Consider the following 20,671-nt stretch of genomic DNA (forward strand, 5'->3'; position numbering starts at 1 on the left):
GCCGGGGCCGCCTTGTCGCCCAGCACCGCGATTACACCATTTCGGCGGACAGGGCGCATCGGCGATCGTCGCGTTGAGTTTCTTAGGAGTGGAACTGATGTCCTGGCCTTCTCGTAACCTCGGTTGCTGCTTCGATCCGTTGAACGACCCCGCCAAGGTCGCGATCATCGATCTTCGTCAACCCGACCGGCCTGAAGAAGTCACCTACGCTGCGCTTGATGCCGCTTGCGATGCGGTGGCGCGCGGCCTGCTCGCCAAGGGGCTGAAGCGGGGCGACCGCATCGGTATCATGTCGCTGAATTCGGCGCCGATGATCGCGGCCTATCTCGGGATCATGCGGGCCGGCATGGTCGCGGTGCCGATCTCGTTCAAGCTGGCGCGGGAAACCGTCGATTACATCGTGAGAGACGCCGACCTTCGGGCGGTGTTCCACGATCACGAGCGGGCGTCACTGGTGCCGGATCATCTGCTCGGCATCGACTTCGATACCGCCGAGGGCTACGCAGCGCTGCTCGACCACGGTCCATTCACCGCGTTCGAACCGAAGGGTCGGGAGATCGCCACGATCCTCTACACCTCCGGCTCGACGGGTATGCCGAAGGGCGTGCTGCTGTCGCACGCGTCGCAGATGTGGGCGCTGGATGCCGCGGCACGAGCCGGCGATCGCTCGCGCCACCGCTACATCGTCGCCGCGCCGATGTTCCACATGAATGCGACGATCAGCGTCAAGACGGCGCTGCATGCCCGAGCATCGATGGTGTTGCTACCCGCCTTTGATGCGCGGCTTTACGCCCAAGCGATCGCCGAACATCGGGTCACCTGGCTGACATCGGTGCCGACCATGATGGCGATGCTGGCGCGTGAGCGCGACCTCGTCGCTGGGCTCGATTTCTCGTCGGTCACCAACGTGATGATGGGATCGGCGCCCCTGACCAAGTCGTTGATCGAGAAGGTCCAAGATCTCTTCCCGGGTGCAGCGATCAGCAATGCTTACGGCACCACCGAAGCGGGACCCGGCGTGTTCGGTCCGCATCCCGACGGAGTGCCGCGGCCGGATACGGCACTGGGCTATCCGGTGCCAGGCGCGCTGGCCGAGCTTCGAGAAGGTCCATCTCCGGACGAGGGCGTACTCTATATGAAGAGCCCGATGCTGATGGAGGGCTACAACAACCAGCCCGAGAAGACCGCTCAAGTGATGCGTGACGGATGGTATCGCTCCGGCGATATCATGCGCCGCGACGAGAACGGCTTCTTCCATTTCCTCGGGCGCGCCGACGACATGTTCGTGGTCGGCGGCGAGAATGTCTGGCCGGGTGAAGTCGAAAAGCTGATTGAGCGGATGCCGGGTATACACCAGGCCGCGGTTGTGCCTGTGCCCGACGAAATCAAGGGCATGCTGCCATTCGCCTTCGTGGTGCCGCAGGACGGCGCCAAGGTCGACGAGGCCGCGATTAAGAAATTCACGATCGACAATGGACCGGCCTTCGCGCATCCGCGTTTCGTCGAATTCCGGTCCGCGATTCCGGTGTCGGCGACCAACAAGCCCGATCGCCGCCTGCTGACCGAGGAAGCCGAACGGATTGCGGCTCGGCGTCGGGCAGCCGGCGAACGCGCCTGACGTTCGCTGGCCAGGTGGCAGGCTCCGCCATCGACATGGCGGTAACGACAATGGAAGGCGAGCCTTGATCGCGGCCAGGTCGTGCGAGTTCGGCCCGAGCGGTCGTTCGATTGTGACCTCGAACAGTGTCCTGTGAGAAATCGAGCGCCATAACGCCGCAACGGCCGTCACCGCCATGCGCCCGCGGGACGGCGCGCATTTATTTGCGCTCGACGCGTCCCGACATGTATGCGATCAATTGCGACTGACTGGGAATATCGCAAGAAGACGTGCTGGGGGCCTTGTGTCTGGGTTTGGTCGCATTGTCGGCAGCATCAAGCTGGCCGCACTGATTGTTTTCGCATTTTTTGCCGTTACGACGTCAGCCCATGCGGCGCCCCCGACAGCGACTGTCACTGTTGCCCCGGATCGAATAGCGTATGGTGGGTTGGCGAAGGTGACAATCTCGTTCTCCGAAGTCGTGACCGGCTTTGATCTCCATGACTTGACGCTCACCAGTGCGACCGCGGGCAATCTCGCAACCTCGGACAACATCACCTACACCGTCGACCTCAATGCAATTTCGGGTGCGCCGCGCCCAACCAATAAGGTCGTTGTGGACCTGTCCGGGGTGGTGAACTTAGGCTTGGAAGCCGGCATCGGCACCGCCGTTTCAAATAATTATACAGTCGGACCGATCAGCCAGACCATCACCTTCGGCGCCCAGACGGGACGGACCTTTGTCAGCGGCGGCACGTTTGTGGTCAGTCCGCTGGCCTCGGCAAGCAGCGGCCTGGCGGTAACCTATTCCTCGCTGACCCCGGGCGTCTGCACGGTTTTCGGCGGTATCGTGACCATGATCAGCGTAGGCACGTGCACGGTGGCCGCCGATCAGGCCGGCAATGGAACCACCGTCGCGGCCGCAAGCCAGGTGACCCAGGACATCATCATCGCCAGGGCGATCAGCAGCATTACGTTGGTTGCGTCACCCAGCCCGAGCCTTCCGGGACAGGCCGTCACCTTCACCGCGACAGTGTCGGGCTCATCGCCCACTGGCACGGTGACGTTCCAGGACGGCACGACGACGCTGGGCACCGGCACCATCAGTGGCGGACTGGCAACGTTCACCACATCGGCGCTGACCACCGGAACGCATGCGATCACGGCAGTCTATGGCGGCGATACCAACAACATGTCGAGTACGTCGTCGGTGCTGAACCAGGCTGTGAGCCAGGCGGCGACGGCGACAGTCCTCGTTTCGTCGGTCAATCCAAGCATGCCGGGACAGGCTGTCACCTTCACCGCAACCGTGACTGGCACGAGCGGCACGCCCACCGGCACGGTCACATTCATGGACGGTACGACGACGCTGGGCACCGGCCCCCTCGTTGGCGGACTGGCGACGTTGACCACATCGGCGCTGACATCCGGAACCCATGCGATCACGGCAGTCTACGGCGGCGATGCCACCAACACGTCCAGCACCTCATCGGTGCTGAGCCAGGCCGTGACCCAGGGGACGACGTCGACGGTCCTTGTCTCATCTGCCAATCCCAGCACGCCGGGACAGGCGGTGACGTTCACAGCAACGGTGACAAGCGGGGGCGATACGCCGACCGGCACGGTGAGATTCGACGATGGCGGCGCTGCGATCGGCAGCGCCACCTTGGCCGGCGGGGTTGCCAGCCTGACGACCTCGGCGCTGACGGCCGGCACCCATACCATCACCGCAACCTATGCCGGCAATGGCACGTTCAAGGCCAGCACGTCGGCAGCGCTGCTGCAGGCGGTGAACACGCCACAGGACAGTCTGAAGCTGCGGGCCTTGCAGATCATCGCAACCAAGACCGTGGCGCAAAACTCCGGCGCTGCCATTGCAGGCGCGATCGACACCGCGATCTCCGAGGGCTTCAGCGATGGCGGCAGCCTGGTCTCGCCGAGCGGGGGCAGCATCCGTTTCAACTTCTCCGCCGATCCCGATCAGCCGCAGGCCGCAACCGCAGGCGCCGACGTGTCGGATCGATGGAATGGATCGTACGGGCGCAGCGGCGGCGGCCTGCCGGGCGGCGCCAACAGCTATGCGCAGCCGCAATTGCCGCAGGGCGCATCCCGGGTCGACAACGCCTTCGCGGCAATCAATCGCAATGCGATGCCCGCCAAGGCGCCCGCGTCTGGCTACGTCGCGCCGAAGGACTGGCTGTTGTGGGCGGATGTCAGAGGCAGCGGCATCGATCGCTGGGGCTCGTCGACATCGACACCGATTCTCTACGGCAGCCAGATCAATGCGCTGCTGGGCCTTACCCGCAGGGTCACACCGAATCTTCTGGTCGGTGCGCTCGGCGGCTACGAGACCTTCGACTACCGGTCCGATACCTTGAGCGGGCACCTCAAGGGCGATGGCTGGACCTTAGGTTCATACCTCGGCTGGAGGTTCGCGCCGGGACTGCGCTTCGACGCAGCCGCGGCGTATTCCGCCATCGGCTATGACGGCACCGCAGGCACCGCCACGGGCAACTTTAGCGGCCACCGCTGGCTGGTGTCGAGCGGGCTGACCGGCAACTACACGACTTACGGCTTCGATATCGAACCTTCGGCGAAGCTCTATGCGCTGTGGGAGCGGGAGAACGCCTATACGGACTCGCTCGGCACTGTGCAGGCCGATCGCACTTTTTTCACGGGGCGCGCCTCGGCCGGCATCAAGCTCAGTTATCCCTGGCTCACCGGAGCCGCCGTGATGCTCGCGCCTTATGCCGGGGTCTACGCGGATTACTACTTTACCGGCGATGATGCCGCCGCCTTGGCGCTCGCCGGGGCCGTGCCGCTCGCGTCCGTCCCGCTGCTCGATGGCTGGTCCGCGCGTGTAACGGGAGGGTTGGCAGCGCGCCTCGGCAACCAGGCCACCGTCGCTCTTGGCGCCGAACTCGGCGGCATCGGCAGCAACGTGCAAATCTGGACGTTCCGTGGACGAGCCTCGGTTCCGTTTTGAGGCGACTAAGATTAATATAGTAATTTCGGTTACATAAGAGTTCGCAGTTTTGTTCTGGGTGGCGCGCCAAGATTTCAATAGCTTACTAAAACCTGACCGCTAATTCCCAACCATCGCCAAGTATAAACCGGGTATAGGCAAACCCGGTTGGAAACTGTCTTCCCTGACGACAAAAGAAAAGGCACCCCGTTGCCGAGGTGCCCTCCCTTTTAGAACAACCGCGTCAGTGCCGCGACTATCGAAACCAGCGTCGGATGGAAGGTCCATCCGAAGCCGATACGGTAGGACGTACCGTGCGGCTGACTGGCTTCGAGAACGAGGAATACACCCATTAGGTGTCTCCAATTCCCGTGCGTGAGGTCCCTTACGGTAGTCGGTTCACGCAGTAGGCCAGCAGTGTTGCGGGTGGGTTAGCCTGTGTCCTGGTCCGGTCAAGGTGCCCCGCGGTCACTCCTCCGACTATAAAGAATCAGCTGAAAATCATGCCAGTTCAACATAGGGGTTACTGAGCAACTTACAAGAACCAGAGCAACTTTTAGGTGGGGATACGCCGTCGCTCTACCTTGCTGATCCGCCCTCAATAGCTCCAAGCTTCCCGAAGCATGGGCTTTTGGGGCGAGGAAGGAAATGGATACCGCCATAAAATTTAGCGACATCGTAATCGCAGCCGCCACGCTATTAGGACCGATCTTCGCGGTACAGGCACAGAAATGGTTGGAGGCTAGCAGGGAAAAGAGGGCGCGAATGCTCGCCATCTTCCGCACTCTGATGGCCACGCGCGCGGCAGCGTTAAGCACCGCGCACGTCGAAGCGCTCAACGCCGTCCCGATCGACTTCTACGGGAGGAAGAAGGTCATGGATGTTTGGGAGACCTACTTTAGGCACTTGAGCGCTGGTCCAATGAATGATGCTTGGCTGCAAAAGCGCGCGGATCTTCTGATCGAACTTCTGACGACAATCGGCAACGAAGTCGGCTACAAATTCAACGCTGCACAAATGCAGAATATTTACTTCCCCAAAGCGCTCGGAGCGCGAGGCGACGATGCCGACGCGATACAGATTGGCATGGCCGCGATAATGCGAGGGAAAGCCAGTTTCCCAATCGAAGTGAAAATAGGGCCAGAGCCAACGGTGCTACAGTCCGACATATTGAAGGGTCTAGGGAAGATCATCAATGAGGGTGGCGCACTGCATGTGAAGGTGCAGAACTAGCATCGTGAATGGACTTTTTGATTAGCCAGCCTCAGGCAACGGATCGCTACGAATCATGCCGATTAAAATGTCTGGATTTGGGGACGTCGCTCGCGAATTCGACGATGCAGCTAAGGCCATTGCCGCGCTCGATGGTGATCTGGCGGAAGTGCGGTTCGATCCAGCCGATCCGTCCAGTGTGGAATCAGCGATCGCTAACGTCGAAGCAGCCATCGATCGGAAGTTAGGCGCCTATCGCGGCAACACAATCGTTGAAACGTGGGTCGCTGAAATAAAAAAGAAGTACCGCGAAGAGCTGATCGAGCGCGCGGCAACGGCGCGTATGGAGACGCCGACGGAGCAGGACATGGGTGATGAAGCCGCGATATACCGCCGACTCAACAATGCGGCCTTCGACTTAATCGCCGCTGATTTCCAGACCTATGGCGAGACGATAAAGAAGCTCGCTCGCCTGCTGCGCAATCCAGAAATAGAGCCGATTACACAACAGCTAACCCAAGGCATTGACCTTGAAGCTTGGCTCAAGGCTGCGAACGACACACAGGGAAGCTGGGTCGGCAGCGCGAAGCTCAGTTGGCCCGCCGACCATGAGAAGGAACTTGGCACTGTGATCCTGCTCATCGAGAAAATGGCTAAGGATGACGACATGCCAAGCAACATTTCGCACCAGTTCTACTACAACGGCAATAACATCACCTCAAACCTAGCGAACATGACCCGCCAACTCATAGTTCCTTTCGTGCGCGATTACATTGCGTATCTTAAGGACCGACAACCTGCGCCTATGAAGATGGCGCTTCCTGAGCCTACTCGCGCCGTGCCTGTTCAAGCACATCCAATCCACACCGTGGTCGTCTGGACGACGTTCATCATTGGTTTGGTGCTGCTTGCGCTGGGCGGCTTCGCCGTATGGCACGGCAGCACGAGCGATACGGAGATCAACATTTTAGGAAGCAGCTTCAAGTCCGGCAGCATCGGCGCCGTCGCCATCTTCCTTGGAGCGCTGCTCATCGTATTGATCTTCAGGCGCCTTCTCACATCAGTTGAGCGGCTCAAGTAGAGTGCTGGCAGCGCAGCGTGCCGTCTTGCCTCGCTCCGCGCGCCGTACCCGCCGTTCAGGATTGGATAGGGCATTCGTTCAGGACGATGGAAGTCGATACTACATTACGAAACTTGGCCAAGAGGAAGTTGAAGAGAAAAATCTTAACAGTGTCACCTAACAGGAAGCAGTCGCGCTCCTTGAGAAAGTTCGAGATGACAGGACGTATAAACTCGCCCTCTGATGCGTAGGCTAGATGAAAGCAAGTCCTTTCAATTGAACGATCGCAGCTTTGACATCTAACAGGCAATTCTCATGGAATATCACATAGACAATCGGGTCGTGCTCAGTACCGAGCGGGAGCATAAGAGTTTGTACTCTTGGTCGATCAAAGAATTCGATGAGAACGGAAAACAGATTGGCGGAGATCAGATTCCGTGGGAATGGGGGCTGAACTTTGAAGTGGTTGAATTAACTTCCACCTACGGAGTTGAGATCAAGGCAGGTGGGGACATGCTGGACGAGGAGAATTCTCGAAATCAAACAGTTGAGATCGCAGAAGCTCTGCATGGAAAGCTGCGTCCTTCGATGGAGATGAGAAAGGCTGGTCTATATTCGTTGTTCGGCACTCAGCGTCGGATAGAGCATTTTGGCTTATTCATTTACAAAGCGGCGGGTGATGTACGGGAGTCCTGTCGTCTCTGGGGAAGTCCGAGCTACACATCTGACTGGGACTTTCAGGATGTAACTCAACCTGACTCGGTTCAAATATACATTTACCTATCGCCGGAAAAATTCGACCAGGTCATGACTCTCGTGAAGCTCCCAGTGGCGACGAGTGGAGCTGTCCGTTTGAAAGGGGTCTCTGGATTTTATTCAGAATGGTCGCCGTCTATCAGGACCGACCGCATCAAAATATTGGCCAATTCGAAGGACCAGGGATTACAAAATCCCGAACAGTTGGCTTTTGATCCGCCAGCATTAGGATATGTGCAAGAATTCCAAATTTCCTTCAGGCAAGACCTCCCTTTAACTGTCAACAGGGCGGCTCCTCCTCCGTTGTGATAACCCCAGCGAGAACGGAGAACGCGCGTTCTTCACGAGCGCTCATCGTTGCATCGCGCTTAAGGATCAGGGGGTACCGGGAGACGCCGCGCTCTTGCTGCTTCAAGCGCTTGCCCAGTTGGCGCTCTTGTCGGCCCCGCACTCGAGGGAAGGATGGGTCCGACGCGAATATATCTTCTCCCGGTTCGTTGCAGACTGCGCCCCAGCCGCCGGATTCGACGCCATTCGTTACGGATCAACTAAGCGACCGAGCGGCGGCAATTGGGTGATCCTTGCCCCCGCTGACGATCTCAAATCAATTGCGTCTTTGCAAAGCTGGTCGGCAATGGTGGTCCCCGATTCATCGCCACGATGATGACTGTGGCACGCGAAAAACAGAATCACTTCATCCCCTCCAACAGCTTCCGCGCCTCCTCCAACAACTCCCGAACCTGCCTTCGCTCGGCGATCGCATCCCTGGTGAACAGGCCGTGCTTGCGCGCGTTCTGGTTTGCCCTTGGCGCGCCGGATCCCTGTGCGCCGCCGTGCACGCGGCAGCGCTTCTTGCCGTGTACCGCCCGCGAGCGGCACGCGCCGCCGCAACGGGTTTTGGCGCCACAACGTGGGCTCGCCAGCATCGGGGCGGTATTTCTGATGTGATTGCTCATGCCTGTGCGTCTCGCTTGGCATCAGCGGAAGTTTGTCCTCGCTTGGAGCCGAGGGCCTTCGACGCCTTCCGCGCCGCGGATGCCGGCCGATGCATCACCTGCTCTCGTCGCTTGCGTCATAACACCCCCGCGATTAGCCCGAGCTTCAGCGCCTCGTTCGCCTCGACGTACCAGTTCGATGGGGCGCGCCGGATGACTTCCTCAAACGTCACGCTCGAACCGCTGATGAGGTTCTGAAACCCCTCGTTCTGGATATCGATCGAGCACTGAATTTCGTTGATGATCGCCTGCACGTTGGCAAGGCACACGGTGAGCGGCCCGTCGATATTCAGGGTCCGCGTCAGTTTGCGCTCGTGGATCATGAGGCGGGAGCCGCGGGTCAGATAGCGATTCTCGCGGGCGAAGAAACTCATAAAGGTCGTCCCGGCTGAGTAGATCGCAGCCTTGCCGAGGAATACCAAACGCCGCGCCGGCTCCATCTCGCTCGCATAGCGGATGTCCTCGCCCATCATGCGCGCTACCTCCGGATCGCCGCCAAGGGTCGAAAGTTCGATCACGACGAGATGCTGGCCTGCCGCATTGTCGAATTGCTGGCGGAAGCTGACATACATGCTGTAGTCGATCACCCCTGAGAGAGCGACGGCGGGATTCTGGAAGGCGGATGCCGGAAGGATATCGGCGGACATCCTGATCACCTCAATATCGAGCGATGAAGAAAACCAGCAGAAGATCGCGGGGGCAGCACCCTGCAACGCGATCTGAGCCTCAAGGTTCCGTTGAAAGCCGGGAATCGATAACCCAGCCTTCTCATTCCAGTTCGAACAGGCGCCGCCGCTGTGGCTGCACGAAAAAATCAAGGCGCAATAAAAAGCTCCGCTATCCGAACGCTATAACGGGGCCGGTCTCAGGGGGCGAGGCCTTGGCGCCCTCGCCTCATTCGCCGCAAAACAAAAGGCCGGCAGATGCCGACCTTTTGCCTTCGAGCTGTCGCTCGGGTTAGTACGTCACGAGGCCGGGGCCGCCCAAATTGAAGCGGTAGTTCAGGCCCGCCTTGACGGTGTGTTCGTCGTTGCGGAAGCTGCCGACCGGCAACCCCGCCAAGAACACATCGACGTTGCCGAAGTCATAGTACTGGTATTCGAGCTTGGCCGACCAGTTCTGGGCGAACATGTATTCGAGGCCGGCACCGACGGTGTAGCCGTTGCGATCATTGTCGCCGTTGAAGCCATTGGTGAAGCGCGTGTCAGCCCAAGCGTAACCGCCTTTGACGTACAGCAAAGCCGGTCCCCAGGTATAGCCTAGACGGCCGGTCACCGAGCCGAGGCCACGATTGGCGAAGCTGCTGTTGGTGTCGAGAAAACTATAGTTGGCTTCGAGGCCGAATACCCAGTTCGGCGAGAACTGATAGTCAAAGCCAACCTGTCCACCACCCATGAACGTGCCGTCGTCGTTGTTCCCGAAGCTCGGATCGAGGACGTTGCTGTCACCACCGAAGGCTCCACCAATGTGACCACCGATATAGAATCCGGTCCAGTTGTAGACCGGAGCGACCGCGGGGGGCGGGGCCTTCGTGTAGGGACGGGCAGCAAGATCAGCGGCCGAAGCAGTACCCGCCAACATAAGCAGTGCGGCGGAAGTCAAAAGAGCGCGTTTCATACGTTTCTCCACTAGCAAGCTCTAACTTGCACGGGCTAACGCGCCCAACGCATTTTCGACAATCGGAACCACCCGACTTTTGACAAATCACCTGAAGTGTGGCGCTGTTGCATCATACCTGACAGAGGAAGCCGAGAAGCTCGTTGTACGCTTAAACGCGCTCGGACGATCGGACTATCCGCTGAATGGCGCCTGAAGCGGGCCCACACTGAGGTTAAGATCTGACGCACCCGCGCTTCAGGCGCGTGAAGGAACTGTTCTCGTGATTCAGTTCCGCCAGGTGCGATTAGCTGCAGCCGGGTATGCGAGGACCATCCGGACAGGCCGTGGCTGGGAGATCGCGCGTGCGATTGCGGCGGAGCCGGTGCGCCCTACCGCTTCCAATCCCAATGACGAAGAGACCCTACCGATATGTCGGCAGGGTTCAAAGCGGATCCAGTGGAAGGCGCGATGATGAATCGTCGCCTGCAAGTCACTTCATCTCCTCCAGCAGCTTCCGCGCCTCACCCAACAACGCCCGTATCTGCCTTCGCTCGGCGATCGCATCCCTGGTGAACAGGCCGTGCTTGCGCGCGTTTTGGTTTGCCCTTGGCGCGCCGGATCGGTGGGCGCCGCCGTGCATGCGGCAGCGTTTTTTGCCGTGCACCGCCGGCGAGCGGCACACGCCACTGCTGCGGGTCTTGGCGCCACAACGCGGGCTCGCCAGCATCGGGCCGGTATTTCTGATGTGATCGCAGAAACGATCATTGCTTGAAGCCCGAGAGGGGCCAACAGAAGACTCATCCACCGCAGTAAGCGTTATTGTTGCCGCCCTGACACGTCGGGGCCGGAATTGGCCGCGGCACGGCAACAAGCAAACATCACGAAAAAACGAGGAGTGAGACAGCTCATAGACGTGCCTCGCTTTACACAGTAATCGAGGGCAGTCAGATGACCAGTGCGCCAGGGATCGATTTCGTCACGACGTCCTGTCGCGCGGCAATCCGCTTTCTACGGACTACAGGCGATTGACTCGGTAACGCGCGTTTCAAGCTGAGTTGAGCTTCGGAAGCGGAATTTAAACGGAACAGGCCGATCTCTCCCTAGGTCAAGGCCGAAGGCATCCGCATCGGATGCTGCAAGCCGGTCGCTCGCGTTTGGACCTCACGCTCGCCTCACGAAGCGTGACCGCATTGTCTTGTCCGCGCGCGGATCTGCGACCGGTCGATACAGGAGAAAACGACAATGATTTCATTCAAAGCTATTGCAACGGCCGTGCTGCTGTCCGCGACCGCAGCGACGCCGGCATTCGCGCAAGACCGCGCCCTGTATATCAAAAATCTACGCGACTCCGGGTATAATCCGAGGAGCGACTACAATCCCAACGGGACCATAAGGGCCGCCATCCAGGAGCCGGGCGCGTTCGCGTTCAATTATCCCAATCTGGACGTTCTAAATGGAGGTAGGCCAACGCCTGCTGCCAGCTTGTCTCCCGACTGGCCCGTGTTGAAGGGCGCGTGTGCGTCGGCCGGCGGCGGCGTCTCTTACTGCGGCGGCCGCTACGGCTCTTATGATTTTGCGCCCGGCGCATTCCTGCATCATCATGGCCGCCGCCATCACCGGCCGTGACTCGGCGCGGTACAGCGCCATGCGCGGCCCCAAGGCTGACCGATAAAGCCTTTTTTCGACGGGCATCCGCTCCTCGAAAACAAACCCATGAGCCGACGCCTACTCGGCGCGCTGCCCGCTACGCGTCGAGCAACGCTTCGTTTCCCGTTAGGGCGACCGTCCCTACGCGGCGGTATGGATCGTTCCGCGACGAGCGTCCCTTACCGTCAGCCAGATCGCCGAAATTAGGAAGTAGAAGGCGCCAAAGGCAGCGTAGGGTGCGATGTCGGCGATGCTCGGCACCTTCGCGCCGCCCGCTGCGTGAATGAAGAACACTCCAGCCAGGGCGGATTGCGCGCCGCTCAGAATCATCGCCCATTGTGCTCCATAGGATTTCCAGCGGCGGACGCCCGTCGCGAGTTGGAATGCGCCGGACAGAACGGCCCACACACCGAAGACGGCCAGAACGGCGTTCATGCTTTGCGTAAGCGCGGCGGCGACACCGAACATCGTGAGTGTACTGACCACGAGATTGAGCGTCTGGCTCGGGTTGCCGACGAGGCCGCCGTTGCTCGCCGCATCCACATAGTTCGCAGCCGCGTCCCAAGCCGGGTAGACAATCAACATGACCGCAGCGACTTGCGGAACGTGGCGTCCAAGGGTGAAGGCGAGAGCTACCCAGATCAGCGAAAAGGCCGCGCGAACATAGTAATATCCCTTCAACCAACCGGACGCCGAGACGGTCGGAACTTGCGATCGTTGACTTTGCATGTTTGATAACTCCATTATTTGCCTTCCTACTAGTAGGTAGAATAGCGGCGGTGTCAATAGCCGCAAACCAACCGCTTTCGGCGATTGACACTCTACCAACTAGAAGGTAGCTATGCCAAGCATGAGTAACCTATCCACCACCGCAGACGACATCCTTGCTTGCGCGCGGACCCTGATCATAGCCGGGGGCTACAACGGCTTCAGCTACGCCGACATTGCGGAGGTTGTCGGCATTCGCAAGCCAAGCATTCATCATCATTTCCCGACCAAAGCGGATTTGGTGCGTACGCTGATCGCTCAATATCGGGAGGAGGCCGTCGCCGGTATCGCGCACCTGGAACGACAGACTTCCGATCCGCTCGAGCTGCTTCGGAGCTATACGGGTTATTGGGCGGCCTGCATCAGAGACGCCAGCGCGCCATTCTGTGTGTGCGCACTCTTGGCGAGCGAGCTTCCCGTTCTCCCGGCGGAAGTGGCCCTCGAAGTAAGAGCCCATTTCCGGGCGCTCTCAGCTTGGCTGACCTCGGTCCTCGCGCGTGGCCAGCGAGAGGGAAGATTTGCGCTGACTGATGCTCCCCGAATTGAAGCGGAGGCCTTCATGGCGACCGTTCACGGAGCAATGCTGTCGGCGCGTGCCTATGACGATCCCAAGATATTCGGCGATGTCACCGATCGGCTGATCGATCGACTTTGTAACAGACAGTGAGAGCCGGTTTGAGCTCTCGCGACGAAGCGGCTGCTTAGCATTCACTAGGGCGCACTGCGTGGACCGGGGGTAAAGCCGCCCGATCGCGCACGCTCTATCCGCCGAATTTCCGACGCTGCGAAGCTGCCCACTCGGCCCCGAGCTTCGCGAACAGTGGTCCGGGATGGCTAATCCGGCGACCGGCCGGAATTCGGGTCAGGTGATCCGTCGAGGGGAACGCTGGCACCGCTTCCAAGTCGCCGATCGCTTCGAGCGCCTTTTCCGCAGCATCCGGAACGATCGGCCAGGCGGCGCGCGCGCAAATGCCGATGAGATTCACGGCGGTTCTAATCACCGAAGCGGCCTCGTCCGGATCTGAAGCGATAAGCGACCAGGGTGCTTTTGCGACGAGGTAGGCGTTCGCCGTCTTCCATATCGTGCGTACGGCATCCGCGGTGCCCCGCAGGGCCAGAGCTTCCTGGCGCTCGCGCAACTGACCGACCAAGGCCTCGATCCGGGCGGCGAGTTCGCCATCGACCGGATCGGAAACGCCGCCTGGGACCACGCCGTCGTATCGCGAGACCACGAAGCTCAAGACGCGCTGCACGAAGTTGCCGAACGTGTCGGCAAGATCGTGATCGACGTCAGTCGCGAACCGGGAGAATGAAAAATCGACGTCGGATGTTTCCGGCGCGTTGGCCGTCAGCCACCATCGCCATCGGTCCGCCGGCAGCAATTCAAGTGCCTGATCGAGAAAGATGCCGCGACCCGAACTGGTCGAGAACTTGCCGCCCTCATAGTTCAGCCAGTTCACGCCCTTGATAACGTCGACGGTGGTCCAGGGCTCGCGGGACCCCAGCAGGGTGCAAGGGAAGCTGACGGCATGAAACGGTATGTTGTCCTTTCCCAGGAATTGCACATATCGAACGTCCGACGCGTCCAGCCACCACGATCTCCAATCCCTCCGCTCGGGGTCGGCATCCGACCACTCCTGAGTCGCTGCGATGTACGCGATCGGTGCATCGAACCAAACGTAGAAGACCTTCCCGTCGTAGCCCGGTTTCGGGACCGGTATTCCCCATGAAAGATCCCGGGTGATGCAGCGATCGCGGATGCCTTCGTCCAACCACTTGTTGGCGATCGAAGTCACCAACGGCGGCCAGCCCGAGCGCGAGGATAGCCATTCGCGTAGATCGGCTTCAATGGTGGTTTGTCGGAGAAAAAGATGGCGTGTCTGGCGCACCTCCAGATCGGTGGCGCCGGATATCGCCGAGCGCGGCGCGATCAGATCCGTCGGATCGAGCTGTCGCGCGCAGACTTCGCATTGATCGCCGCGAGCGCGGCTCGATCCGCAATGCGGGCAGGTGCCGACGACGTAACGATCGGGCAGGAAGCGATCGTCCGTCGCGCTGAACAGCTGATTGAGCGTGCGCTCCTCGATGAAGCCGTTCCTATCGAGTTGCGAGAAAAAGTGCTGCGTCAAGGAATGATTGCGGCGCGACGACGACCTTCCGAAGTGGTCGAAGGACAGATGAAGTCGACGATAGAGGTCGCGCTGAACGAAATGCTGACGCTCGCAGTAGGAGGCGACATCGCAGCGTGCTTCCGCCGCGGCGAGTTCCGCCGGCGTGCCGTGTTCGTCGGTGCCGCAGATGAAGAGAACATCCGCGCCGGTCTGTCGTCTGAATCTGGCGTGGACGTCCGCGGGGAGCAGCGAACCCGCGAGATTCCCGAGATGCTTGACGCCGTTTATGTAGGGTAACGCGCTTGTTATCAGATACTTCGTCATGACGCACTCCGTGTGGCCGAGAGGACGCGGATACTAAAAAGCCCTCCGCAGGATGGGAGGGCTCGGGTCCGCTTCGTCCGAACGGCGCGTGTGCGCGCTTAATCCCTCCAGCAAATCTCCTGCGGGACGGGCATTCGCATCTCGAATTTCGCGAAGAGGAAGGTCATGTGCTACCTTGTATCTTAGCGACCATATAATTTCGAATCTTTTCCTGCGCAAGCGGCGACGCTTGACCGATCGGCCCGGCATGCCTGCACTGCGTTGGCCTCGATGATCTCGAGTTTCTGCCGGCGGGCGATGCCCTGCTCACGCGAACAGTGCCCGATATGCCGTCGTCGTGCGCTTCAGCAGGACGCCCTGCCGCTCGAACGACAGGGCCTGCTGGTCGAGCCTCAGGCCTTAAGCGCTTTTCCACGTCCTAAGAACTGCTAGCGGCGAGCCGATTGAACCGGTTCACTCCCGCGTTGTCTCAAAGCTTCAGGGCTCCGGCGCCCGGTTGGGAGATCTGCATGTCGGCGAAGCGGCACGAGCCGCTGCGGCGCTGGAAGAGAGAGACGCCCAGCAGCCAGATGTTGACGACGGTTCTGGCAGGGCCGCCGATGTGCTCCTTGTAGTCCGCGTAGATGTCGCGCTCGTCGCTGACCCACTTGCCGAGATCGGCGAAACCGCTGCGGACCGCCATGTGCGACTCGAGCGGCGTCCAGCGCGGAATCGGGCAGCGGAACGCGGTGCCGATCGGCAGGCTCGAACTCCAGAAGTAGGTGAGGTCCTGGCCGTCGTCGAACTCCGCGGCGATGGACAGGTAGTCGTGCGAGGTGAGCTGGTTTTCCGGCAGCCGCGACGGCAGCTCCTCAACGATCCAGCGCCAGCTCAGTTTGGTCTGCGGCTTCAGTTCGATGCCGACGGGGCGCTGCAGAATGCCGGCGTTCTTCAGCGGCTCGACGGCAATCGCGCCATTGCCGATATCATTGAAGATGATCGGGCCGCCGCCCAGCATGAAGAAGTTGTGCCAGCCCGCGGGCAGCTTGCGGGGCGACTGGAGCCGCGCCAGTTCCGCGGCAACGATGCCGTCGACGTCGCCGTGGCTGAGCAGGCTCGTCAGGCCGGCGAGCGCGTTGCCGCGCCAGACCAGCGCCACGCCGTAGATGTGCGCGTCCGCCTTGGCGTACTCGTCCTTCGGCACCGCCAATTCGCCATCCGCATCCTTGAACTCGACGAGCGATCGCGCCATTTCGAGGGGGCCGTCGGCGGCGGCCGTCATCGTCCCGGTGTTGCTCATCGGATTGAACATGAGGCGGGCGCCCCGGGTGCGTACGTGAAACGCAACGCCAGGCTCGACCCACAGATCCTGTTCGCGGGCGAGCCACACGCGGCCGCCGAGCAGGAACGTCACTTGCTGCCCCTTGGCGAGGGCGATCCCGAGGTCCTTCCACGGTAACTCGCTGCCGGAGAGATCGAAGACGCGGGCCTCGCGGAGCTCGGGGGATTTGGCCCTGGCGATGAGCGCCGTCATGCCGTCGATGAGCTCCGCGCGGTCGAGAAAGCTAGTGGCCCCCATGGCCCTGCGATCGAGGACGAGCGTCGCGAGCGGAGCCGTCAGGCCTAGGGCCATGAGCCTTTTCAGCATGTAACGCCGATTGAGTCCGCCTGCACCGTGAGAGCAGCCGGCATGGTGAGGCAATGTGCACATATGTTCCTCCCTGGCTATTCTTTCGCGTGGTTGTGGCGCGGAGATCCTGCACGCGCGGCAATAGCTCAGAGGGGGAAGGGTGGGCTCGGGATGGTTGCCCGACGATCGCCGGGAATATTACCCGAGGTGACGGAGCGGGTCGGCGTGGACGGACTGACAAAGTTTCGTCTCTTGTCTCCGCAACGCAGTGAACGTGGTCATTGCCCAGCCGTGCTATTTGCGGATAGGGCATTGTGTTCTGGAGATGTAGGAGGCGGATGTGTCGCGTGACAAGAAGGCCCTTCAAATACTTCTTGACACCTATTGGTCGCCAAAGGGTTGGAAGCGAGACAGATCGATCGACTCCGCGGATTTCGAATACGCTCGGCAAGCCGGTTACATGTTCGATCCCGTCACGGTGACCCATGACGACATCATCGCAGGGCTGCTCACTGTTCGTAACCGCGTGAGTATAGAACAGGTAACAGACGCCTTTCTGGCAAGCCTCAGCACACGTCGGCTTGAGTTGCGCTCAGCGCTGGGCAGCTTCTCCTTCGCCGCACACTTCCCAGCTCATCAACTCGTCGAACAGGCTCGTGGCCAAGTGCCGAGCGGCCGGCTGTATTGTCGTCTCTGTGGCCTTTACGGCCATTCCGTCGAAGACCTCAACGTCCTGAGTTTCGAGAGATGGAAGTGGGGCGGCGTTCGTCATGTCCATCCACTGTATTGCTGGTTCGACCTAACGCAATTCGAAAAAGCCAGTTTGGCCGCGCCGACACAGGAGGACTATTCGATCCTCGCCCGAATCGTCGAAATAGCGTCTGGCTTGACACCGAAAGCGAAGCCGAATGAGCTGGAGAAGCGCATCAGCAAGGTGATCAAGTCGAACGGCTCGGAGCGGCGCGTGCTCATCCAAATTCTCGGGTATTGCGGCGTCCTCAAACCGGCTGGCCGGTGCGGTTTTTTGCAGGCATTTACGCCAGGTGAGCTTAGAGACCGGCCTCCCGGTCACAAGAATGACTGGAGCTATCCAGTCATCTGGTGGCAAGGCGCAGATGGCGTTGACAGAGATGCGCTCAATCGCCTTTTCCCGAAAATTGCAGCCGTAGTCTAAAAACCTCCTGCCACAAACTTCATGTGCTCGAGTTGAAAGCGCGTCTTGCCGATGATGGGGTTGAAATGAACGATTCGGGACGGCTTGCGCCGCTCACTGTGTCGACTGATGAGTTTCCGGAAACCAAGCGCCTTGCGCTGTGGCGCGCGGTCTATGGCCGCAACATTGCGAATGTCGATATCGAACCAATCGACGACGCTCCGTTCCAGGCGAGCGTGACGTTTCAGGCCTTGCCTGGGGTCGGGATCGTTTCCGGATACCGCTCCGCAGCCGATGCGCGCCCTGACCGCTAGCGACTTATTAATCTCCCGTTGCTTAGGTCCAGACCTTCGCATGTCGAATCCGCAGTTACGAGTGATGCGGTCCCCCAAGCCGCCTGCCAGCCTGCGACTTGGAGAGCTTGATGTTAAATACCGCCGCGTTTTCCCTGGTCCTCTTCAGCTGGGTGAAGGAGATCGGGGAGATCCTGCTTCTGATAGGGTTGAGCGGTGAGGTTGCTCTTCTGGTTCTCGGGATTTCGAAAGGCGCCTGGGAGCGAGGACTGGCGATCACATTTGCCGCTCTCGTCCTGGTCGGCGTCGCTCTGGCATATTGGGCCGACAGCCCGCGGACGTTCGGCCCCGCATCCCAACAGCGGATTGCCAATGCCCTCAAGGAATTTCGTGGCACTCCGTTCGATTTCTCGGTCGAGCTTGACCCCGAAGCTGTTGCCTTGATGGAAGATGTCGGAAAGGCGCTTGATGCCGCCGGCTGGAAGAGACAGGCGGTTGCACAAGGCTCTGGATATATCCCGCCGGGAAAGCCGGCGGCCGGGATCGTCGTGTTCAAAGGCGTCGAAGTGCAGATCGCCGAATCGCGACACTCGGATTGGGGAGCGGCTGGCAAGCCAGCCGCTGTCCTTCTGCACGCCATGCGCAACGAGGGATTGACCGCAATCGCGAAACAGGTCCCGGATCATCAGGAAAGCGCCGACGCGATCCATATCAAGATCGGCGCCAAGCCATAATAAACACCGGCGGTGGTCGGCCCGCCGACCGTTCATCAGGAAGTTCATCCAGAACCCGAGGACCGAGATAGTAAATTGCCATACCTGTAATTGGAACGCGAGGACAGACCCGGGTGGAGGTGGGGCGCGGGATGGATGGTGGAATGATTCGGGTGGCGTCGCTATGATGCCCGGTAAATCCCGGACATTACGCATGCGAGAGAGAGCGTGGAGACCGTTACCGTTGCTTTGATTCTGCTGCTGGCGGTGGTCGTCAGCGGCGGAGTTGCCCGCATGTTGCCGATATCGCTTCCCCTGCCGCTCGTTCAGATCGTCATCGGCGTGCTGATTGCTGCCGTGGCCGACCTCGGCGTCCAATTGAAACCGGACATTTTCTTCCTGCTGTTCCTGCCTCCACTGCTGTTTCTGGACGGCTGGCGCATCCCCAAGGAAGGACTATTTCGCGACAAGGGGACGATCCTGGAGTTGGCGTTCGGCCTCGTCGTATTCACGGTCGTCGGTGTCGGATATTTCATCAATTGGATCATTCCGGCGATGCCTCTCGCCGTCGCTTTCGCGCTCGCCGCAGTCATCTCCCCCACCGATCCGATTGCCGTTTCCGCGATCGCCGCGCGCATACCAATTCCCCGCCGGCTTATGCACATCCTCGAGGGAGAATCGTTGCTCAACGACGCATCGGGCCTGGTCTGTATGCGGTTTGCCGTTGCTGCAGCTCTGACCGGTTCGTTTTCGGCTTTCGCCGCGTTCGGAACGTTCCTTTGGCTTGCGACCGGTGGCATCGCCATCGGCGTCGTTGTGACATGGGCGGTGACCGTCGCGAAGAATTGGGTCTCGCGCCATTTTGGCGAAGAGACGGGCTCGCAGATCCTGATCAGTTTACTGATTCCGTTCGGCGCCTATCTCCTGGCCGAATACGTGCATTGTTCGGGCATTCTTGCAGCCGTCGCCGCCGGGATCACCATGAGCTACGTCGAGCAGAGCGGGCAGGCATTACCTGCGACCCGCATTCGCCGCAGTGCCGTCTGGGACCTGGTGCAATTCACCGCGAACGGCGTGATCTTCGTCCTGCTTGGCGAACAGCTCCCGCAGCTCTTCGATGGCGCGGCGAGAGTGGTCCAGGAGACCGGGCATCATGCGCCGCTCTGGCTCCTCGTCTACGTGGTCGCGATCAATCTCGCTCTGGCTGCATTGCGGTTCGTCTGGGTCTGGACGTCCCTACGATTTACGTTGTTTCGCGCGCATCTGAAGGGCGAGAAGCCCTATATTCCGAGCTGGCGCCTGATCGCGGCGACCTCGATTGCCGGGGTGCGCGGCGCCATTACTCTTGCAGGCGTGCTGACACTGCCGTTGACGATGAACGATGGTTCGCCGTTTCCGGCACGCGATCTCGCGATCTTTCTCGCCGCAGGCGTCATCATCGTATCTTTGGTCGCTGCCAGCATGACGCTGCCGTTCTTGCTGAGGGATCTGGAGCTTCCACCCGAGCCATCGCATCAGGCCGAAGAAGATCGCGCGCGCATCGCTGCGGCGGAAGCCGCGATCCGGGCGATCGAGCAGGCCCAGCACGACATGGGTGAAGGGCAAATCGACGCCGATCTCTATACCGATGCCGGCGTTCGCATCATGGCGCTATATCGCCAGCGTATCGACGGGCGTTCCAAGGTCGGGCAGGAAGCCGAACTAGCGCAGAAAATCGACGACGTCGAACGCCGCCTCCGTCTTATCGGACTCCGCGCCGAACGGGCCGAACTGTATCGCATCGCGCGTAGCCGGCAGCTCTCGGACGAGATTGCCCGCAAGCTGGTCAGGGAAGTCGATCTCCTGGAATCCCGCTTCCCGACAGCTTGA

The 20,671-nt window shown here is 60.3% G+C and carries 20 protein-coding genes; 12 read left to right on the top strand and 8 right to left on the bottom strand.

The genetic code is table 11. The annotated features are described in order from the left end of the window. Positions 1-97 precede the first annotated feature (97 nt). The gene (locus YY7_RS0101440; RefSeq protein WP_028161669.1) at positions 98-1,618 is read left to right on the top strand and encodes a class I adenylate-forming enzyme family protein; all 1,521 of its coding nucleotides are present in this window, start codon (positions 98-100) and stop codon (positions 1,616-1,618) included. Between the two features lie 175 nt (positions 1,619-1,793). Beyond that, positions 1,794-4,583 (top strand): Ig-like domain repeat protein, encoded by a 2,790-nt coding sequence (locus YY7_RS0101445; RefSeq protein WP_433994480.1) that lies wholly within the window; start codon positions 1,794-1,796, stop codon positions 4,581-4,583. 209 nt (positions 4,584-4,792) lie between these two features. Here YY7_RS0101445 and YY7_RS64305 read toward each other — a convergent pair whose 3' ends face one another. Next, positions 4,793-4,915: a hypothetical protein gene (locus YY7_RS64305; RefSeq protein WP_283806976.1), complete on the bottom strand. Its 123-nt coding sequence runs from the start codon at positions 4,913-4,915 to the stop codon at positions 4,793-4,795. 295 nt (positions 4,916-5,210) lie between these two features. On the opposite strand from YY7_RS64305, the gene YY7_RS0101455 reads away from it, so the two are divergent. The 4 genes from YY7_RS0101455 to YY7_RS64955 all read left to right on the top strand — a co-directional run bounded on the left by YY7_RS0101455 (position 5,211) and on the right by YY7_RS64955 (position 8,254). Next, positions 5,211-5,795, top strand: coding sequence for a DUF6680 family protein (locus tag YY7_RS0101455; RefSeq protein WP_028161671.1), 585 nt, complete (start codon positions 5,211-5,213; stop codon positions 5,793-5,795). A gap of 55 nt (positions 5,796-5,850) precedes the next feature. Then, the gene (locus tag YY7_RS61740; protein ID WP_051396428.1) at positions 5,851-6,855 is read left to right on the top strand and encodes a hypothetical protein; all 1,005 of its coding nucleotides are present in this window, start codon (positions 5,851-5,853) and stop codon (positions 6,853-6,855) included. A 294-nt stretch (positions 6,856-7,149) separates the two neighbouring features. Further along, positions 7,150-7,899: a hypothetical protein gene (locus YY7_RS0101465; RefSeq protein ID WP_028161672.1), complete on the top strand. Its 750-nt coding sequence runs from the start codon at positions 7,150-7,152 to the stop codon at positions 7,897-7,899. Positions 7,900-7,951: 52 nt separating this feature from the next. After that, positions 7,952-8,254 carry an RES domain-containing protein gene (locus tag YY7_RS64955; RefSeq protein ID WP_433994483.1) on the top strand — a complete coding sequence of 101 codons (303 nt, stop codon included), beginning with the start codon at positions 7,952-7,954 and terminating at the stop codon, positions 8,252-8,254. A gap of 25 nt (positions 8,255-8,279) precedes the next feature. Here the strand turns inward: YY7_RS64955 and YY7_RS0101470 are convergent, their stop codons facing one another. The 4 genes from YY7_RS0101470 to YY7_RS0101485 form a co-directional block, all read right to left on the bottom strand. Continuing rightward, entirely contained in the window at positions 8,280-8,546 is a 267-nt protein-coding gene (locus YY7_RS0101470; protein WP_028161673.1) for an HGGxSTG domain-containing protein, read from the bottom strand. 116 nt (positions 8,547-8,662) lie between these two features. Then, positions 8,663-9,232, bottom strand: a complete 570-nt coding sequence (locus YY7_RS0101475) for a hypothetical protein (protein WP_028161674.1) — start codon at positions 9,230-9,232, stop codon at positions 8,663-8,665. Positions 9,233-9,542: 310 nt separating this feature from the next. Next, the gene (locus YY7_RS0101480) at positions 9,543-10,202 is read right to left on the bottom strand and encodes an outer membrane protein (protein WP_028161675.1); all 660 of its coding nucleotides are present in this window, start codon (positions 10,200-10,202) and stop codon (positions 9,543-9,545) included. 472 nt (positions 10,203-10,674) lie between these two features. Beyond that, on the bottom strand, positions 10,675-10,911 hold the full coding sequence (locus YY7_RS0101485) for an HGGxSTG domain-containing protein (RefSeq protein ID WP_028161676.1): 237 nt from the start codon (positions 10,909-10,911) through the stop codon (positions 10,675-10,677). Positions 10,912-11,426: 515 nt separating this feature from the next. Here YY7_RS0101485 and YY7_RS0101490 point away from each other — a divergent pair. Continuing rightward, complete coding sequence (locus YY7_RS0101490) at positions 11,427-11,810, top strand: hypothetical protein (protein WP_028161677.1); 384 nt, start codon at positions 11,427-11,429, stop codon at positions 11,808-11,810. Between the two features lie 162 nt (positions 11,811-11,972). Here YY7_RS0101490 and YY7_RS0101495 read toward each other — a convergent pair whose 3' ends face one another. After that, positions 11,973-12,560, bottom strand: coding sequence for a DUF308 domain-containing protein (locus YY7_RS0101495; protein WP_028161678.1), 588 nt, complete (start codon positions 12,558-12,560; stop codon positions 11,973-11,975). 121 nt (positions 12,561-12,681) lie between these two features. Between YY7_RS0101495 and YY7_RS0101500 the strand changes: the two genes are divergently transcribed. After that, complete coding sequence (locus tag YY7_RS0101500) at positions 12,682-13,266, top strand: TetR/AcrR family transcriptional regulator (RefSeq protein ID WP_028161679.1); 585 nt, start codon at positions 12,682-12,684, stop codon at positions 13,264-13,266. A gap of 94 nt (positions 13,267-13,360) precedes the next feature. Here YY7_RS0101500 and metG read toward each other — a convergent pair whose 3' ends face one another. Next, on the bottom strand, positions 13,361-15,034 hold the full coding sequence (gene metG / locus YY7_RS0101505; protein ID WP_028161680.1) for a methionine--tRNA ligase: 1,674 nt from the start codon (positions 15,032-15,034) through the stop codon (positions 13,361-13,363). Between the two features lie 469 nt (positions 15,035-15,503). After that, positions 15,504-16,646, bottom strand: coding sequence for a DUF3047 domain-containing protein (locus tag YY7_RS0101510; RefSeq protein WP_245287146.1), 1,143 nt, complete (start codon positions 16,644-16,646; stop codon positions 15,504-15,506). A gap of 337 nt (positions 16,647-16,983) precedes the next feature. Between YY7_RS0101510 and YY7_RS0101515 the strand changes: the two genes are divergently transcribed. From YY7_RS0101515 to YY7_RS0101530, 4 genes are all read left to right on the top strand, one after another. Continuing rightward, positions 16,984-17,817 (top strand): hypothetical protein, encoded by an 834-nt coding sequence (locus YY7_RS0101515; RefSeq protein WP_028161682.1) that lies wholly within the window; start codon positions 16,984-16,986, stop codon positions 17,815-17,817. A gap of 65 nt (positions 17,818-17,882) precedes the next feature. Next, on the top strand, positions 17,883-18,110 hold the full coding sequence (locus YY7_RS0101520; RefSeq protein WP_028161683.1) for a hypothetical protein: 228 nt from the start codon (positions 17,883-17,885) through the stop codon (positions 18,108-18,110). A 110-nt stretch (positions 18,111-18,220) separates the two neighbouring features. Next, positions 18,221-18,823: a hypothetical protein gene (locus tag YY7_RS0101525; RefSeq protein WP_028161684.1), complete on the top strand. Its 603-nt coding sequence runs from the start codon at positions 18,221-18,223 to the stop codon at positions 18,821-18,823. Between the two features lie 207 nt (positions 18,824-19,030). Further along, entirely contained in the window at positions 19,031-20,671 is a 1,641-nt protein-coding gene (locus tag YY7_RS0101530) for a Na+/H+ antiporter (RefSeq protein ID WP_028161685.1), read from the top strand.

The organism is Bradyrhizobium elkanii WSM2783 (assembly GCF_000472865.1).
GTDB lineage: Bacteria > Pseudomonadota > Alphaproteobacteria > Rhizobiales > Xanthobacteraceae > Bradyrhizobium > Bradyrhizobium elkanii_A.

Coding starts and splice junctions, on each gene's coding strand:
- YY7_RS0101455 (WP_028161671.1), top strand. CDS start 5,211: ATGGATACCGCCATAAAATTTAGCGACATCGTAATCGCAGCCGCCACG.
- YY7_RS0101525 (WP_028161684.1), top strand. CDS start 18,221: ATGTTAAATACCGCCGCGTTTTCCCTGGTCCTCTTCAGCTGGGTGAAG.
- YY7_RS64305 (WP_283806976.1), bottom strand. CDS start 4,915: ATGGGTGTATTCCTCGTTCTCGAAGCCAGTCAGCCGCACGGTACGTCC.
- YY7_RS61740 (WP_051396428.1), top strand. CDS start 5,851: ATGCCGATTAAAATGTCTGGATTTGGGGACGTCGCTCGCGAATTCGAC.
- YY7_RS0101520 (WP_028161683.1), top strand. CDS start 17,883: ATGAACGATTCGGGACGGCTTGCGCCGCTCACTGTGTCGACTGATGAG.
- YY7_RS0101485 (WP_028161676.1), bottom strand. CDS start 10,911: ATGCTGGCGAGCCCGCGTTGTGGCGCCAAGACCCGCAGCAGTGGCGTG.
- YY7_RS0101475 (WP_028161674.1), bottom strand. CDS start 9,232: ATGTCCGCCGATATCCTTCCGGCATCCGCCTTCCAGAATCCCGCCGTC.
- YY7_RS0101495 (WP_028161678.1), bottom strand. CDS start 12,560: ATGCAAAGTCAACGATCGCAAGTTCCGACCGTCTCGGCGTCCGGTTGG.
- YY7_RS0101500 (WP_028161679.1), top strand. CDS start 12,682: ATGAGTAACCTATCCACCACCGCAGACGACATCCTTGCTTGCGCGCGG.
- YY7_RS0101470 (WP_028161673.1), bottom strand. CDS start 8,546: ATGAGCAATCACATCAGAAATACCGCCCCGATGCTGGCGAGCCCACGT.
- metG (WP_028161680.1), bottom strand. CDS start 15,034: ATGACGAAGTATCTGATAACAAGCGCGTTACCCTACATAAACGGCGTC.
- YY7_RS0101490 (WP_028161677.1), top strand. CDS start 11,427: ATGATTTCATTCAAAGCTATTGCAACGGCCGTGCTGCTGTCCGCGACC.
- YY7_RS0101480 (WP_028161675.1), bottom strand. CDS start 10,202: ATGAAACGCGCTCTTTTGACTTCCGCCGCACTGCTTATGTTGGCGGGT.
- YY7_RS0101465 (WP_028161672.1), top strand. CDS start 7,150: ATGGAATATCACATAGACAATCGGGTCGTGCTCAGTACCGAGCGGGAG.
- YY7_RS0101510 (WP_245287146.1), bottom strand. CDS start 16,646: ATGGCCCTAGGCCTGACGGCTCCGCTCGCGACGCTCGTCCTCGATCGC.
- YY7_RS0101445 (WP_433994480.1), top strand. CDS start 1,794: ATGCGCCCGCGGGACGGCGCGCATTTATTTGCGCTCGACGCGTCCCGA.
- YY7_RS0101440 (WP_028161669.1), top strand. CDS start 98: ATGTCCTGGCCTTCTCGTAACCTCGGTTGCTGCTTCGATCCGTTGAAC.